The sequence below is a fragment of the Amycolatopsis sp. cg13 genome (genome assembly GCF_041346965.1).
Taxonomy (GTDB): Bacteria; Actinomycetota; Actinomycetes; order Mycobacteriales; family Pseudonocardiaceae; genus Amycolatopsis.
The window spans coordinates 1,887,770-1,902,311 of the sequence record NZ_CP166848.1; the positions used below are offsets into that span (position 1 = coordinate 1,887,770).

Consider the following 14,542-nt stretch of genomic DNA (forward strand, 5'->3'; position numbering starts at 1 on the left):
TCGGATTTCTCGCGGAACCGTGGCCGCCGCGCTGCTGATCGGCAGTTCGGCGTGCGCGCTCGGGGCCAGCGGCACGGCGGAAAGCGCGCCGCTGCCCTCGCCGCACAGCCAGGTCAAGGACGTTCCGCTGCCGGCCCCGCACGCCGGGTTCGACTACCAGATCGGCGGCCCCTACCAGCCGCCGACGGGCGTCCGGGTCGTCAGCCGCGACCACAGCGCACCGGCGGCGGCCGGGCTGTACAACATCTGCTACGTCAACGCTTTCCAGGCGCAGCCCGGCGCCGAAAAGGACTGGGGCGACCTGGTTCTGCGCGACGACAACGGCAACGTCGTCATCGATCACGATTGGAACGAGGCGCTGCTCGACCTGCGCACCGCGGACAAACGGAGCCGGATCGCGGACAAGGTCGGCACGTGGATCGACGAATGCGCGGGCAAGGGCTACCAGGCCGTCGAGCCCGACAACTACGACAGCTTCACCCGGTCCCAGGGCCTGCTCAGCGCACGGAACGCCCAGGACCTCGTCAAGCTGCTTTCCCAGCGCGCGCACGGGAAAGGCCTCGCGATCGGCCAGAAGAACACCTCGGAGCTCGCTTCGTCGCGAGTGGACAACGGTCTTGACTTCGCCGTCGCCGAGGAATGCGGCGAGCAGGACAATTGCGCGGAGTACACCCAGCATTTCGGCAACCAGGTGATCGTCATCGAATACTCCGAGGACGGCCTGCGCAACGCGTGTGCCAAGTGGGGCAGCACGCTCAGCGTCGTCCGCCGCGACCGGGACGTCACGCCGAAGGGCGATTCCGCCTACGTGCGCGAAACCTGCTGAGACTTCCGCCATCCTGCCCAGCGCGATTGCTGGCAGGATGGCGGAATGGACGACGAGTACCCGTTCGACAACGCAGCCGCCCCGGCGAGCGACCGGATGTCCGCCCTCGAAGCCAGCTACGACGCGACCACCGTTCAGCACTTGGGGAACCTCGGAGTCGGCGCGGGCTGGTCCTGCTGGGAAATCGGCGCGGGCGGCGGGTCGATCGCCCGATGGCTCGCCGAACGGGCCGAGTATGTGCTGGCCACCGACCTCGACACCCGGCTGCTGGCCGACTTGCCCGCGAACGCCACGGCCGTGCGCCACGACGTGCGCGAGGAGCCGCTGCCGGAACGGAAGTTCGACCTGATCCACGCCCGGCTGGTGCTGATCCAGTTTCCGGAACGGGACGAACTGGTAGCGAAGTTGACCGACGCCCTCCTCCCCGGCGGCTGGCTGGTCCTCGAGGAGATCGAACCGCGCGGGCAGACAGTGCTCGCCACGCCCGACGACGAGAGCGCCGCGGTTTTCGGTTCTGTACAAGGCCGGATCCTGGACCTGCTCGAACGGGCGGGCAGCGACGTCGAATGGGCCGGACGGCTGCCGGAGGTGCTCACCGGTGCCGGATTGCGCGAGGTCGGCAGTGCGCGAGCGACGACCCGGTGGCCTGGCGGCGGTCCGGAGATCCGGTTGCTGGCGGCGAATTCGGTGGAGCTGGCGGAGAAGCTCGCCGCGGACGGCGTGTCGGCGGAGGAGGTTGAGCAGTTCCGCCGGGTGCTCGCCGATCCGCGGTTCACCGTGTCGTCCTATCCCCTCGTCTCGGTGTGGGGACGTAGCTAGCGACGGCGCGAGATCGCCACACCGGCCAAGCACAGCACCCCGCCGATAAGCCCATACGCGCTCGGCGTTTCAGCGAGCAGCAGCCACGACAGCAACACCGCCACCGCTGGCACGGCGTAGGTCACCATCGTCAGGCGACCGGCGTCCGTGCGGCGCAGGGCGTATGCCCACGCGGTGAAGCCGACCGCGGTAGGGAACACTCCCAAGTAGACACTGCCGAGCACCGCCCCGGTGGGTGCCGCTTCCAGCTCGCCGATCAGTTGCGGTGCCCACGGCAGCAGCACCACGGCCCCGACGACACAGCCGAGCCAGATGGCGGTCAGTCCGTCCACGTGGCGCAGCGTCACCTTCTGGACCATCACTCCGGCGGCGTACAAGACAGCGGCCAGCAGGCACAACAGGACGCCTGCCCAGTCGTTGCTTCCGGTGGCACCGGTCGCGATCAACGCGGCTCCGCCCAGCGCGACCAGCGAACCGATGATCAGCGAGCGCGAGAAGCCTTCGCCGAGGAACTTCCCGGCCGCGACGGCGACCATCAGCGGCGCGAGGTTCACCAGCAACGCGGCGGTCCCAGCGTCGACGTGCCGCTCTCCCGCGTTGAGCACGACGGTGTACGCGGCCAGCCACAGCACGGCGTAGGCCGCGACCAGCAGGAACGCCTTGCGGGACAGCCGGACGCGGACGGCGCCCTTGGCCACTGCGAACACGGTGAGCGCGACGGCCGCGACGGCGAGCCGCAGCAGCGCCAGCGGGGCCGGGGACAGCGCGTGCCCCACGCTCCGGATGGCGACGAACGACGAGGCCCACAGCACGACGGCGAGCCCGGCGGCGGCCGCGATCTTGCCGAGGTCGGTCTTGACGGCGGGCTGGGCGGTTTCCACAAGATCGGTCACCTGGCCATCGTCACCTCGCGCCTATGTACAGCACAAGCGATTAGTTCTGTACCTCTGTTAAGGACGGCTGTACATTGACAGCATGCTGGACATCCCCCGCCTCCGCGTTTTGCGCGCCGTCGTCGCCTCCGGGTCGATCCGGGCAAGTGCCGCCGCGCTGGGCTACACGCCGTCCGCGGTGAGCCAGCAAATCACCACGCTGCAACGGGAGACCGGGCTGCAGCTGTTCGAACGGTCCGGCCGCGGCATCGAGCCCACCGAGGCCGGGCGGACGCTCGCCGCCGAAGCCGAGGCGTTGTTCGAGTCCTTCAGCCGGGTCGAGCAGGTCGTCACCGAACTGCGCGCCGGACGCGTCGGGCGACTGTCGATCGGCTACTTCGGCTCGGCCGGCTCGACATGGCTCGCCCCGACGGTCGCCGCGCTGCGCACCGAATTCCCCGGCCTGCGGCTGGACCTGATGCTGACCGAATTCACGCCGGGCGACCCGGACATCGACATCTTCGTGGAGGAGACCGGGGCCGAACATCCCGGGTCGGTCGTCGTGCACCGGCTGGCCGAGGACCCGTACCTGGCGGTCGTCCGTCTCGACGACCCGCTCGCCGGGCTGCCGGAGGTGCCGCTGGCCGCGCTCGCGCAGCGGCATTGGGTCGACAACGACCTGCGCGAGGGGCCGTGCCGGCAGGTGCTGCTCAACGCCTGCACGCAAGCCGGGTTCTCGCCCAGTTTCGTCGTCGAAACGCACGATTACCGGACCGCGATGTCTTTCGTGGCAACGGGAATCGGGCTGACCGTGGTGCCGGCGCTGGGCATCGGCGAACTGCCGGACGGCCTCACGACGGTCGCGCTGGCCTCCCCCGCGCCGGTCCGGCACCTCAGCCTCGCGGTGAAGAAGCCGATCGCGGAGCATCCGGCCGCCCGGCGCGCGGTGGAACTGCTGGAAAGCCTCGTGTGCCCGGAGAAGGCCCGCGTCGGCTGACGCACCAGGCCGGACGCGCCGCCCGGAGTACGGCTGCGGTCCGTGAAGGGGCCCTTGAGGGAATCAGATTCCGTGAGGGGCCCCTTCACGGACAGCCGGGCTCGCTGGCTCGCCGAGGTTCGCCCGGAAAGCCGTGAGGGCCACCCTCCCGGACTCTGATTCCCCATGGCAGGAACTTAAGGCGTCGCTCGGGGCGGGGCCGAGGGGGTCCGTGCAGGCCGTAGCGGCTGGCGGGCGTGGGAGTTTCTTGCCGAGGGGCCGGTGCGTGCGGCGGAGGCTGGGTTGTCGTACATGAGGGGAACCCTGAGGGAATCTGATTCCCTCAGGGTTCCCCTCATGCACCGGAAGACCCGGTCATATGGGCATCAATCGGGCGTTTCGACCGCGCCAGTGTCCTTTGTGGACGGGAAACTGGCTGAAGCGACGCAGCTTAAGTTCCCGACATTGACTCTGATTCCGCGCGGGTGGCCCTCACGGCTTTCCGGGCGCGAACGCTGCGAGTTCCGCGCTATCGGTGAAGGTTCCCCTCACGGACAGCCAGGTCGCAAGCGCTGCGAGCTCCGCACTCCCAGCCCGGCCACCTGGGACCGCCGAAGTCCGTGAAGGGCTCCTTGAGGGAATCTGATTCCCTCAAGGAGCCCTTCACGGCGCGGTGGCGGGCGGCGCGAATCGGACGACTGGGCTTTCGCCGGTAACGAATGCACCACATTCACGACGCGAATGCGCGACCGTGACCCCGAACGGACCAGCGGGTACCGGGTTCGCGCCGGACGACGAGTGGAAGCGGGCTCACCGGAACGGGTTGATGGCCTTCCGCCAATTTCTCCGGCTCTTTCCGCGCCGACCTGGGCGGCCGGCCGGAAACCGACATCGTTACACCCCGATCGGGTAGGGATAACTCACGCGCAGTCTCCGTCGACGCGGCCCAAACCCGCCTCTGTCACCCTGACGAGGCGCGGCGAACCCCCGGGTTGGCGGATTGGCCGGGGGACCTCCTCCGTGCGGGAATGGTGTCACCGTCCGACATCGCAGTCGCCCGGTTTTTCCCAGGGAAAGGGAAGGGTTCGTTTTCATGGACGTCCGGTACGAGGCTTTTTGCTTCGCCGATCCGCTGTTCTTCGACGAACCGCGGGAAACCCCGGGCGCGGCAGGCGACCTGGCCGCGGACCTGCCGCAGCCGGGACCCGAATGGACGGTCGAGCACCGCGGGATCTGGCGGTCGCTGCGCCCGGCCGGGCGGGAACTTCCCGTTCAGGGCTGGAAAATCCACGTCTCCGCAGGTCTGGACAACGCGGCGGGCGTGCTGTCCCGCGTGCATCAGTACTGTGTGGAGCGTCGGGTCGCGTACAAGCACCTGCGCTCCCGGGCGATCCTGATCAGCCGCAATTCGAAATACGCTCCGCGCGAGGGAAGCGGCAAGCTGATCACGATTTACCCGGAGTCCGAGGAGGCGCTCGCCCGGATACTGCGCGACCTTTCCGCCGAGCTGGAAGGCGAGCACGGCGCGTATATTCTGAGCGATCTCCGCTACCGCGAGGGCCCGCTTTACGTCCGGTACGGCGGATTCGCCGAACAGTGGACGGAACACGCCGGAACGCGCGTGCTCGCAATCCGCCATCCGGATGGCACTCTCGTGCCCGACCGGCGGGAGCCGTCCTTTTCCACGCCGGATTGGGTGCCGATTCCGTCCTGTTTGTCCGACAGCCTGGCCGCGCGCAAGAACGGCGCCCGATTCCCGTACCGGGTGACCGGTTCCCTGCACTTTTCCAACGGCGGCGGCGTTTATCTGGCCGAACGAGAGGGCGACCGGAAAACCGTCGTGCTGAAGGAAGCGCGCCCGCACGCCGGCCTCGACCGGGACGGCACCGACGCGGTCGCCCGGCTGAACCACGAGCGCGAGGTCCTCGAACGGCTCGCGGACGTTCCGGGGATCCCCCGGGTGTACGAACAGTTCACCGTTTGGGAGCACCATTACCTGGCGATGGAGCATCTGCCGGGCATCGCGCTGAGCAGCTGGCTCGCCCGGCACTACCCGCTCACCAGCGGTTCCCGCGAGGAAGGCGATCTCGCGGCCTACCGCGAACGCGCGCTGGCCGTGCTGGCACAGGTCGAGCGCATTCTCGCCGACATCCACCGGCACGGCATCGTCTTCGGCGACCTGCACGGGAAGAACATCCTGGTGGACGAGCACGACCGGGTGTCGCTGATCGACTTCGAGCTGGCCGTCGACGCCGATTCCGGCGACCGGCCTGGGCTCGGCGCTCCCGGCTTCCGCGCCCCCGCCGACCGGCACGGTTTCGAGATCGACGAGCACGCGCTGGCCGCACTCCGGCTGTGGCTTTTCCTGCCGCTGGTGATGCTGCTTGAACTCGCGCCGAGCAAACTGCGCGGGATCGCGTCCTTCGCCCAGCAGCGGTTCGATCTGCCTGACGGGTACGCCGACCGCGTGATCTCCGTGCTCGCCCCGCGCGACAACCCGCCCGCCGCGACGCACACCGCGCTGGACGAGCCGCGGCCGGACTGGTCGCTGGTGCGCAAGCAGATCGCGGAAGGCATCCTCGCGAGCGCCACACCGGACCGCATCGACCGGCTGTTCCCCGGCGATATCGAACAGTTCCGCTCCGGCGGCGTGGGTTTCGGCGTCGGGGCCGCGGGGGTGCTGCATTCGCTGCAGGTCGCCGGAGCCGGCCGTTATCCCGAGTACGAAGAGTGGCTGCTGGCCGCGGTGCGGCGGCGACCTCCCGCACGGCCGGGCTTCTTCGACGGCAGCCACGGCATCGCGTACGTCCTCGAGGAATTCGGCTACGCGGCGGAGGCCGACGAACTGCTCGCCGCGTCGCAGTCGCTGACCGACCAGACCACCGACCACGGCCTGGAAAGCGGGCTCGCCGGGATCGGCCTCACCCGCCTGCACTTCGCGACGACCCGCGGCGACAACGAGTTCGGCCGCCAAGCCCTGGACATCGCCCTGCGGCTCGCGGCCGCTTTCGAGACCGCCGAGCCGCCCGGCCGTTTCGCCAGGGCGGGACTGCTCAGCGGCTGGTCCGGGCCGGCGTTGCTGTTCCTGCGCCTGTACGAGCACACCGCCGAGCCGTCCTGGCTCACCCTCGCCGACCGGGTTCTGGCCCGCGACCTGGAGGAATGCGCCCCGGCGTCCGACGGATCGCTGCAGGTCCGCGACGGAACCCTGCGCACCCTCCCCTACGCCGCGATCGGCAGCGCCGGAATCCTGCTGGTCGCCGAACAGGTCGCCCGGCTCCTCCCGGAGTCGACGGTCGCCGAGAGCCTGCCCGGACTGCGGGCGGCGTGCCGCGGGGAGTTCGTGATCCATCCGGGTCTGCTGTACGGCCGGTGCGGACTGGCCGCCGCGCTGTCCTTCGCCGACGAGCCGGACCGGGAAGCCATCGACCTGCACCTGTCCCGGCTGTCCTGGCACGGCGTCCCGTACCACGGCGGGCTCGCCTTCCCCGGGAACCAGCTGCTTCGCCTGTCGACCGACGTCACCACCGGCAGCGCGGGGGTCCTCCGCACGCTCGCCGCACTACTGGACCGCGCGGAACTGCTGCCCTTCCTGGGCTCCGCGCCGTCCCCGCACACCTCCGGCCGATGAGCGCCGGCGGACCCCGAGAGAAGGGAACACCCATGGAACACGTCCTGGAGCTGCAGGCGTTGGAGGCCCCGGAAGCCCTCGAAGGCCAGGGACTGGACCACCACGGCCACAGCCACTACAGCGCGTACTGCGGCGACAGCACGCTCAGCCTGCTCCTCTGCTACTGACCGCGGGCGGGGCGGGAACGGCGCAGGCCAAGTGCGCCGTTCCCGCCCCGTTCATTCTGCCCCGGCCGGCCGCGGCGGTCTCGCCGAGGCGGGCGATTCGAGGCCAGTGATTCGACGGTGCCGGTGCGGCCGGTTGCCTTGGCGGGTCGGTCGTCGAGGGGTTGGCCGGCTGCGAGCCGGTGATGGCCGCATCGGTCGCATTGAGGCGCGCGTCGGCGATTCGACGGCTGTCGGTGCGGCGAGTTTTGCCTCGACGGGTTCGCTGCCGGAGCCTGGTCGACCACGCATCGGTCGGCGTGAAGCAACTGTCGAGTCGCCTCGATCGTCGGGACCCGGCCGACCAGGCATCGGTCGGGATGAGCGTCGTGGCGCGTTCACCGTCGGGAGCCCGGCCGAGGATGCCCGCGAAAGTCGTCAGGTGAGCGGGCGTTCGTCGGCAATCACGCGAGAGGAGCGACATGGCCGGATCCGCCGATCGCCTGCTGCGCTCGGTCGCTTTGCTGGACCGGCCCAGGCTGGCGGCGGTCGTCGTGACGTCGCTGATCGCCGCCGGGGCCGGGCTGCTCTTGCCCGGCGCGCTCGCGGACGCGACCGACGCGGTGCTCGGCGGGCGCAGCAGTGCCGGTGCGGTGGTGTGGCTGCTCGTCGTGGGCGTCGCGGAAATCGCCGCGGATGCCGTCACCATGCTCCTTCCCGCCCGGCTCACCAGCAACGCGAGTGCCTGGCTGCGCCGCCGGGTGACCGACCGGCTGCTCGCGCTGGGCACGCATTCGCAGTTCGCGCCCGGGGACGCGGTCAGCCGGGTGACCGGCGATTGCGCGGCGGCCGGGGGCATCGCCGCGGTGGTGGTGCAGCTGATCGCGACCGGGCTGCTGTCTTCCGGCGCGGTGGTCCTGCTCGCGCTTCTGGACTGGCGGCTGGCGCTGGTGTTCCTCGGCAGCCTCCCGTTCGCGTTGCTGCTCGCGCGGTCGCACCTGCGGGGCACGGCCAAGGATGTTCTTGCCTACCAACAGGTTTCCGGCGAGCTGTCCGCCCGGCTGCTCGACGCGGTCGCCGGACTGCGGACGATCGCCGCGTCCGGCACCGCCGACGCTGAGGCTGCCCGGGTGCTGCGTCCGTTGCCGCGGCTGAATCTTGCCGGCCAGGGCATGTGGCGTACTCAGGCCCGGATGGTGTGGCGGGCCGGTCTGCTGCTTCCGACCGTCGAGATCCTCACCCTCGCCGCCGCTGGTTTCGGTGTCCTGGACGGACGGTTGAGCGCCGGTGACGTCCTCGCCGCTCTCGGTTATGTCGCGCTCGGACTCGGTCTGGTGACCCAGATTCCGTTGCTCACCACGCTTTCCCGGATCCGCTCGGCGGCGCACCGGATCACCGAGGTCCTCGACACCGAGCCACCGCCTCGCGGCCCCCTCGGACTGCTGCCCGGGAACGGCACACTGGAACTCCGCGGTGCCACCGTGCACGGTGCGCTGGCCGACGTCGACCTCACCATTCCCGGCGGTTGTTTCGCCGCGGTGGTAGGGAGTTCCGGGTCGGGGAAGTCCACTGTGGTCAGTCTGCTGGCCGGTCTCCGCCGTCCCGACGCCGGACAGGTCCTGCTGGACGGCCGCGACCTCGCCGTGCTGCGTCCGGAAGAACTACGGGCCGTGGTCGGGTATGCCTCCGCTGAACCCGCACTGCTCGGGGCGACCGTTTCCGATGCGGTTGCTTATGGTTCCTGGGCCAGCGTCCCGGCGATAGACGCGGCCTGCCGGACCGCGCGTATTCACGATGTCCTGGTGCGGTTGCCGCGAGGGTACGACACCTTGCTCGCCGAAACTCCGTTGTCCGGCGGGGAAAGCGCCCGGGTCGGTCTCGCCCGTGCGCTCGCGCGGAACCCGCGGGTGCTCCTGCTCGACGACGCCACCGCCAGCCTGGACACGGTCACCGAACGCGCCGTGACGGCTGAGCTGGGACGCCGGACGCGGGTGGTCGTCACGCACCGGGCCGCGATGGCCGCGCGGGCGGACGTGGTGGTGTGGCTGGCGGCGGGGCAGGTCCGCGCGGTCGGGCCGCATGCGCGGCTGTGGCAGCTGCCGGGGTATCGCGCGGTGTTCACGGAGGACACGTGATGCCGCGCTGGTGGAACCCTCTCGCCGGAGCCCCGAAGCTGCCTAGCAGCTCGCGATGGCACACCGGGCTTGCAGCAGGACCGCGCACGTTCCAACCGCACCATGCGCATGAAGCGGCCACCAAATGCACCGACCTCCCAGCGCAGTCCGTGCGCACAACTGCGCTGCCGCACCGCGCTCACGCCTCACAACGGCGCATCAGCTTCGCGATACAGCCAGAGCCCGCCGTCCCCGCGGGACGAGCATGAGCGTCGGCCGCCTCTACTGGAACGCGCTCGCCGGGCAGTGGCGCGGCGGGCTGGTTCTCCTGGCCTGCTCCGTCCTCGAAGGACTGCCCGCGTTCTTCTCCGGACGGCTCGTCGAACTGGCCGTCAACAGCGGGTTCGCCCCAGGCAAGCCCGGTGTCGGCCTCGGCTGGCTAGGGGTGTTCGGTCTCGCCGCTCTCGCGGGCGCGTTCGGGTCCCGGCTGGTGTGGCGGCAACTCGGCAAGGTCGTCGAGCCGCTCCGGGACGCGCTGGTGACCGCCGTCGTCCGCGGAGTGCTGCATGATCCCGCGCCGCCGCGGAGCGGGCCGGATGCGCGCGGGGTCGCACGGATCACCCAGCACGTCGAAGTCGTGCGCGACGCTACCGGCGGGCTCCTGGTGCAGGCTCGCGGCATGATCGTCACGACCGCGGCGGCGATCGCCGGGTTGATCACCGTCGCGGGGTCGCTGGCGTTGCCGGTCGTGGTCCCGGTGGTGCTCGCGCTCGCGGGATTCGCCGCACTGCTGCCCTCTCTCGCCCGGCGGCAACGCGCTTTGACGCTGGCTGACGAAGGCACCGCGGGCACCACCGGCTCGATCTTCGCCGGGATGCGGGACGTCGTCGCCTGCGGAGCCGAACCGGTCGCCGCGCTGACTGCCGATCAAGCGGTGGACCGGCAGGCCGTCGCCGCGGTACGGGTGGCTCGGTCGGCTGCGCTGCGGTCGCTGATCGTGGCGCTCGGCGGGTTCGTCCCGTTGGTGCTCGCGCTTGCCCTCGCGCCGTCGATGGTCGCGCGCGGCGAGCTGACCGCCGGGGCCGCGCTGGGCGCGCTCGTCTACCTGGCTACTACCTTGCAACCCGCGTTGCGCGGGCTCGCCGCTACCGCGTCGACGGTTGTTCTCCGGTTGCTCGTCGCGTTGCGTCGGCTGGCTGAAACCACTGCCCCGCCTGAACGTCCTCCGGCGACTGAGAGCCCCGCCGGGATCGGGCTCACCGTGCGCGGCCTGACGTTCCGCTGGGGCGCGGCGCCGGAACCGGTCGTCTGCGGCCTGAACCTCGATCTGCGCCCGGGCGAGCATCTCGCGGTGGTCGGCCCGAGCGGGATCGGGAAATCGACCCTCGCCGGTCTGCTCACCGGCTTGCTGGCTCCGGACTACGGCGAAGTCCGGCTGGGCGGCGTGCGGGCAGGCGAGCTGGCCGACCGGCCTCGGCATCTGGTGCTCGTGCCGCAACAGGCGTACATCTTCGCCGGGACTCTGCGCGAAAATCTGTCCCTGTTCCATCCCGAAGCGTCCGACCGCCGTCTCGTCGCCGCCGCTGAAGCTGTGGGAGCTGCCCCGTTGCTGGCTCGCCTCGGCGGCCTCGACGCCGTGCTCGGCCACGGCGCGGAGGGCCTGTCCGCTGGGGAAGCGCAGCTCGTCGCCCTGGCGAGGGCCTATGCGTCGCCAGCCGGAGTCGTCGTCCTGGACGAGGCGACGTCCACTTTGGACCCTGCGGCGGAGGTCCGCGCGGAACGCGCTTTCGCCGCCCGGGGAGGCACCCTGGTGGTGATCGCACACCGGCTGTCGTCCGCGGTCCGGGCGCAGCGCGTGTTGTTGATGGACGGCCAGGAGACACTGCTGGGCCGGCACGAGGACCTTCTCGCCGCCTCGCCGCGGTATGCCGAGATGATGCGGGCTTGGCTGCCGGAGCAGGCTGGGTCGCGGCTCGAAGCCAGTTGAACGGGGGCGTTAAGCAGGCCTCTGCCCCCGGCCGCGGGCAAGAACCAGCCGCCTGAACGCTTGCCCAGCCGCTAAGCCCGGCACTCAGCATCGAGCACAGCGTGCCGGGCCTCGCCAATCAGCGTGGTGCAGCCGAGGTCCGGCAAAGGCGCACAGGCCAAGGTCTTTGGTGTTCCTCGGCAACGGCGGGGCTCGGTGCCGCATTGCCTGCCGTTGGCGAGCGATTCGCCCTCCCACGACCGACGCCACATCACGTCTCGCGAACATCCCCGGCAACCTCCGCCACCGGCAAGCGATCCGCCCATCCCACGGCAGACACCGCACCAGGTCTCGCGAACGTCCTTGGCGACCCCTGCCACCGGCAAGCGATCCGCCTCACCCCACGGCCGGCACCGCACCACATCCCGCGAACGTCCCCGGCGACCTCCGCCATCGAGGACGGGTCCGTTCAGACCTTGCGCGGCACGGAAGCGATGAGGATCTTGCTGCCGTTGCGGCCGAGGTAGATGTCCACCTTGCTGAAGCCGCCGGACGGGCCGGGTTCGGTCCAGCCGTAGGTCTTCGGGGCGTCGGAGGCGGTGCGGGTCTGGACGTCGAACAGCGTGCCCGCCTGCCGGAACTCGAAGGTGACCGTGGTGCTGCCCGCGCTGGGGTCGTCGATGACGAACCCGCTGACACCGACGGCGCGGTTGTACCAGGTCAGCGTGCCGCCGGCGCGGCCGCCGATGATGTGTCCGATGAAGTCCGACGTCGGGTAGTCCGCTGCGTTCGCAGTGCCCGCGCCGCCGAGTGCGGCGACCGCGGACAGGACAAGACCGATGACGATGCGTTTCATGGCGTTTCCCCCGGAGATGGTCGATTCTGGGCGAAATCGTACGTGGCCGCGGCGTGCGGCGCGGGATTATGCGTGAAATCCCCGGGCGGCACCGGTCTCGTGCTGGCGATGCGGTCCGGCGCGAGGGCAGACCGCGATCATCTGGGACCGGGGTCAGACCACGCCAGCCGCGATCACCTGGGAGCGGGTCAGACTACTCCAGCCAGCGATCACTTGGCAGCGGATCAGACCACTCCGGGCTCGATCAGCTGCGAGCGGGTCAGATCACTCCAGCCGCGATCACCCGGCAGCAGGTCTGACCACTCCAGCCGCGATCACCGGCAGCGGATCAGACCACTCCAGCCGCGATCAGCTGCTCCCAGATCACCCCCTGGTCCACTACCTCGACGCCGAGCTTCTCGGCCTTCGTCAGCTTGCTGGCGCCGACGTCGGCGCCGGTGATGAGCAGGTCGGTGCTCGCCGAGACGGACGACGCGGTGGTCGCGCCCGCGGTCTCGCACAGGCGCTGGAAGGTGGGGCGCGGCACCTTCTCCCCCGATCGCGGGTCGCTGATCGCGCCGGTGACCACCACGGTCTTCCCCTCCAGCGGCGCGCCCGCGACGACCGCGGGAGGGAGGTCTTCGTCCAGGACGTCCAGGGAAACCCCGCGTTCCCGCAGGCGTTCGAGTTCCGGGCGCAGCCGGGTGAGGTGTTCCACCAGCGAGGCGGCGACCTTGGGGCCGATGTCCTCCACCGCCACCAGGCCGTCGACGCCCGCGTCGAGCACTGCTTCCAGCGAGGCGAACCCGGCCCGGCACAGTCGCGCGGCGGTGCCTTCCGACGCCATCGGGATCGCGAGCCCGATGAGCGCCCGGCGCAGTCCGACCCGGCGGCTGGCGTCGATCGACTCGATCATCCGCGTCGCCGAGACCTCGCCGATGCGGTCGAATTCCAGCAGGCGTTCCTTGGTCAGCCGGTAGAAGTCCGACGGGTGCTCCAGGATCCCGGCCTCGGCCAGCCGTTCGATCCACACGCCGCCGATCGCGTCGATGTCCGCGGCCGCCCTGGACGCCCAGTGGATCAGCCGCCGCACGGTCTGGGCGGGGCAGGAAACGTTGGTGCAGAACAGTTCCCGGCTGTTGCCCTGTTCGGTGAGCGGCTGCTCGCACGACGGGCACGTCGAGGGCGGCACGATCTCCTGCTCGGCCCCGGTCCGTTTCGACTCGTCGAGCACCCCGGCGACGAACGGGATCACGTCGCCCGCCCGGCGCACCAGCACGGTGTCGCCGATCTTGATGCCCCGGGCGCGGATGACCTCCTGGTTGGCCAGCGTCGCGCGCGTGACCGTGGTCCCGCCGACGAACACCGGTTCCAGCCACGCGACCGGCGCGATCTTGCCGGTCTTGCCGACGTCCCAGACCACATCGGACAGTACGGTCGTCTTCTCCTCGGCCGCGAACTTGTACGCCAGCGCCCCGCGCGGCGAACTCGAACGGGTGCCCGCGGCGGCGTACGCGGCGCGGTCGGCGAGGCGCAGGACGGCGCCGTCGATGTCGTAGTCCAGGTCGTTGCGCTGCTGTTCGATGGTGGTGATCACCTCCTGCGCGGAGGCCGCGTCGGCGCAGCGGCGCATGTCCGCGGCGGTGAACCCGAGCGCCAGCAGACCGCTGCCCAGGTCGGTTTCCGTGCTGCCGGGCTCGGTGTCCAGGTCGAAGGCGAAAAACCGCAGCCGTCGCTCGGCGACCGCGGCCGGGTCTTTCGCGCGCAGGGTGCCCGCGGCGGCGTTGCGGGGGTTGATCAGCGGTTTGTCCGGGTGCGCGGTGTTGTAGGCGGCGAACGTGGAGCGCAGCATCACCGCCTCGCCGCGGACCTCCACCCGGCCCGGGGCGCCGACCTGGTGCGGGATGCCGTCTGCCAGCGCCTTGACCAGCATGGTCACGTCGTCGCCGGTGGTCCCGTCGCCGCGGGTGACCGCCCGGGCCAGGCGGCCGTCCTCGTACACCAGGGCCAGCGACAGGCCGTCGAGCTTGGGCATCACGACCACCGGCTGGCCGGGGAACCGGTCGAAGAACGCCTCGACCTGCTCCGGGCGCGTCGCCTTCTCCAGCGACAGCATCGGCCGCGAATGCCGGATCGGCGCGTGCAGCACCGCCGGACCGCCCACCTGGTCCAGCGGATTCGGGTCCGGGGCCAGCTCCGGGCTCGCCTCGATCAACCCGCGCAGCTCGTCCTCGATCGCGTCGTACTCCGCGTCCGCCACCACCGGCGAACCCCGGTAGTACGCGTCGCGCAGCACTACGACCTGATCGGCGAGCTCCTGAATACGTTCCCGAACGTCCACGAACCGGAACGCTACCCGG

10 protein-coding genes are annotated in these 14,542 nt (G+C 70.6%); 7 read left to right on the forward strand and 3 right to left on the reverse strand.

All coding sequences use genetic code 11. The features are described 5' to 3' along the window. Positions 1-19 precede the first annotated feature (19 nt). Positions 20-826 (forward strand): endo alpha-1,4 polygalactosaminidase, encoded by an 807-nt coding sequence (locus AB5I40_RS08425; RefSeq protein ID WP_370937873.1) that lies wholly within the window; start codon positions 20-22, stop codon positions 824-826. Positions 827-871: 45 nt separating this feature from the next. Next, positions 872-1,645 carry a class I SAM-dependent methyltransferase gene (locus AB5I40_RS08430; RefSeq protein WP_370937874.1) on the forward strand — a complete coding sequence of 258 codons (774 nt, stop codon included), beginning with the start codon at positions 872-874 and terminating at the stop codon, positions 1,643-1,645. Here the strand turns inward: AB5I40_RS08430 and AB5I40_RS08435 are convergent. Continuing rightward, the gene (locus tag AB5I40_RS08435; protein WP_370937875.1) at positions 1,642-2,538 is read right to left on the reverse strand and encodes a DMT family transporter; all 897 of its coding nucleotides are present in this window, start codon (positions 2,536-2,538) and stop codon (positions 1,642-1,644) included. The genes AB5I40_RS08430 and AB5I40_RS08435 overlap by 4 nt on opposite strands. Before the next feature lie 82 nt (positions 2,539-2,620). On the opposite strand from AB5I40_RS08435, the gene AB5I40_RS08440 reads away from it, so the two are divergent. The 5 genes from AB5I40_RS08440 (at position 2,621) to AB5I40_RS08460 (ending at position 11,368) form a co-directional block, all read left to right on the forward strand. Beyond that, positions 2,621-3,514 (forward strand): LysR family transcriptional regulator, encoded by an 894-nt coding sequence (locus AB5I40_RS08440; RefSeq protein ID WP_370937876.1) that lies wholly within the window; start codon positions 2,621-2,623, stop codon positions 3,512-3,514. Between the two features lie 1,072 nt (positions 3,515-4,586). After that, positions 4,587-7,124, forward strand: a complete 2,538-nt coding sequence (lanKC, locus tag AB5I40_RS08445; protein ID WP_370937877.1) for a class III lanthionine synthetase LanKC — start codon at positions 4,587-4,589, stop codon at positions 7,122-7,124. A gap of 32 nt (positions 7,125-7,156) precedes the next feature. Further along, positions 7,157-7,291, forward strand: a complete 135-nt coding sequence (locus AB5I40_RS08450) for a class III lanthipeptide (RefSeq protein ID WP_158242558.1) — start codon at positions 7,157-7,159, stop codon at positions 7,289-7,291. Positions 7,292-7,749: 458 nt separating this feature from the next. Beyond that, positions 7,750-9,402, forward strand: coding sequence for an ABC transporter ATP-binding protein (locus AB5I40_RS08455; RefSeq protein WP_370937878.1), 1,653 nt, complete (start codon positions 7,750-7,752; stop codon positions 9,400-9,402). Between the two features lie 244 nt (positions 9,403-9,646). Continuing rightward, entirely contained in the window at positions 9,647-11,368 is a 1,722-nt protein-coding gene (locus AB5I40_RS08460) for an ATP-binding cassette domain-containing protein (RefSeq protein WP_370937879.1), read from the forward strand. A gap of 448 nt (positions 11,369-11,816) precedes the next feature. Here AB5I40_RS08460 and AB5I40_RS08465 read toward each other — a convergent pair whose 3' ends face one another. Both AB5I40_RS08465 and ligA read right to left on the reverse strand, forming a co-directional pair. Next, positions 11,817-12,203, reverse strand: coding sequence for a hypothetical protein (locus tag AB5I40_RS08465; protein ID WP_370937880.1), 387 nt, complete (start codon positions 12,201-12,203; stop codon positions 11,817-11,819). A 328-nt stretch (positions 12,204-12,531) separates the two neighbouring features. Next, positions 12,532-14,523: an NAD-dependent DNA ligase LigA gene (gene ligA / locus AB5I40_RS08470; protein WP_370937881.1), complete on the reverse strand. Its 1,992-nt coding sequence runs from the start codon at positions 14,521-14,523 to the stop codon at positions 12,532-12,534. Between the last annotated feature and the right edge of the window lie 19 nt (positions 14,524-14,542).

Excerpts from the sequence above, each read along its gene's own strand:
- AB5I40_RS08430 (WP_370937874.1), top strand. The coding sequence starts at position 872 with ATGGACGACGAGTACCCGTTCGACAACGCAGCCGCCCCGGCGAGCGAC.
- AB5I40_RS08440 (WP_370937876.1), top strand. The coding sequence starts at position 2,621 with ATGCTGGACATCCCCCGCCTCCGCGTTTTGCGCGCCGTCGTCGCCTCC.
- lanKC (WP_370937877.1), top strand. The coding sequence starts at position 4,587 with ATGGACGTCCGGTACGAGGCTTTTTGCTTCGCCGATCCGCTGTTCTTC.
- AB5I40_RS08450 (WP_158242558.1), top strand. The coding sequence starts at position 7,157 with ATGGAACACGTCCTGGAGCTGCAGGCGTTGGAGGCCCCGGAAGCCCTC.
- AB5I40_RS08455 (WP_370937878.1), top strand. The coding sequence starts at position 7,750 with ATGGCCGGATCCGCCGATCGCCTGCTGCGCTCGGTCGCTTTGCTGGAC.
- AB5I40_RS08460 (WP_370937879.1), top strand. The coding sequence starts at position 9,647 with ATGAGCGTCGGCCGCCTCTACTGGAACGCGCTCGCCGGGCAGTGGCGC.
- AB5I40_RS08465 (WP_370937880.1), bottom strand. The coding sequence starts at position 12,203 with ATGAAACGCATCGTCATCGGTCTTGTCCTGTCCGCGGTCGCCGCACTC.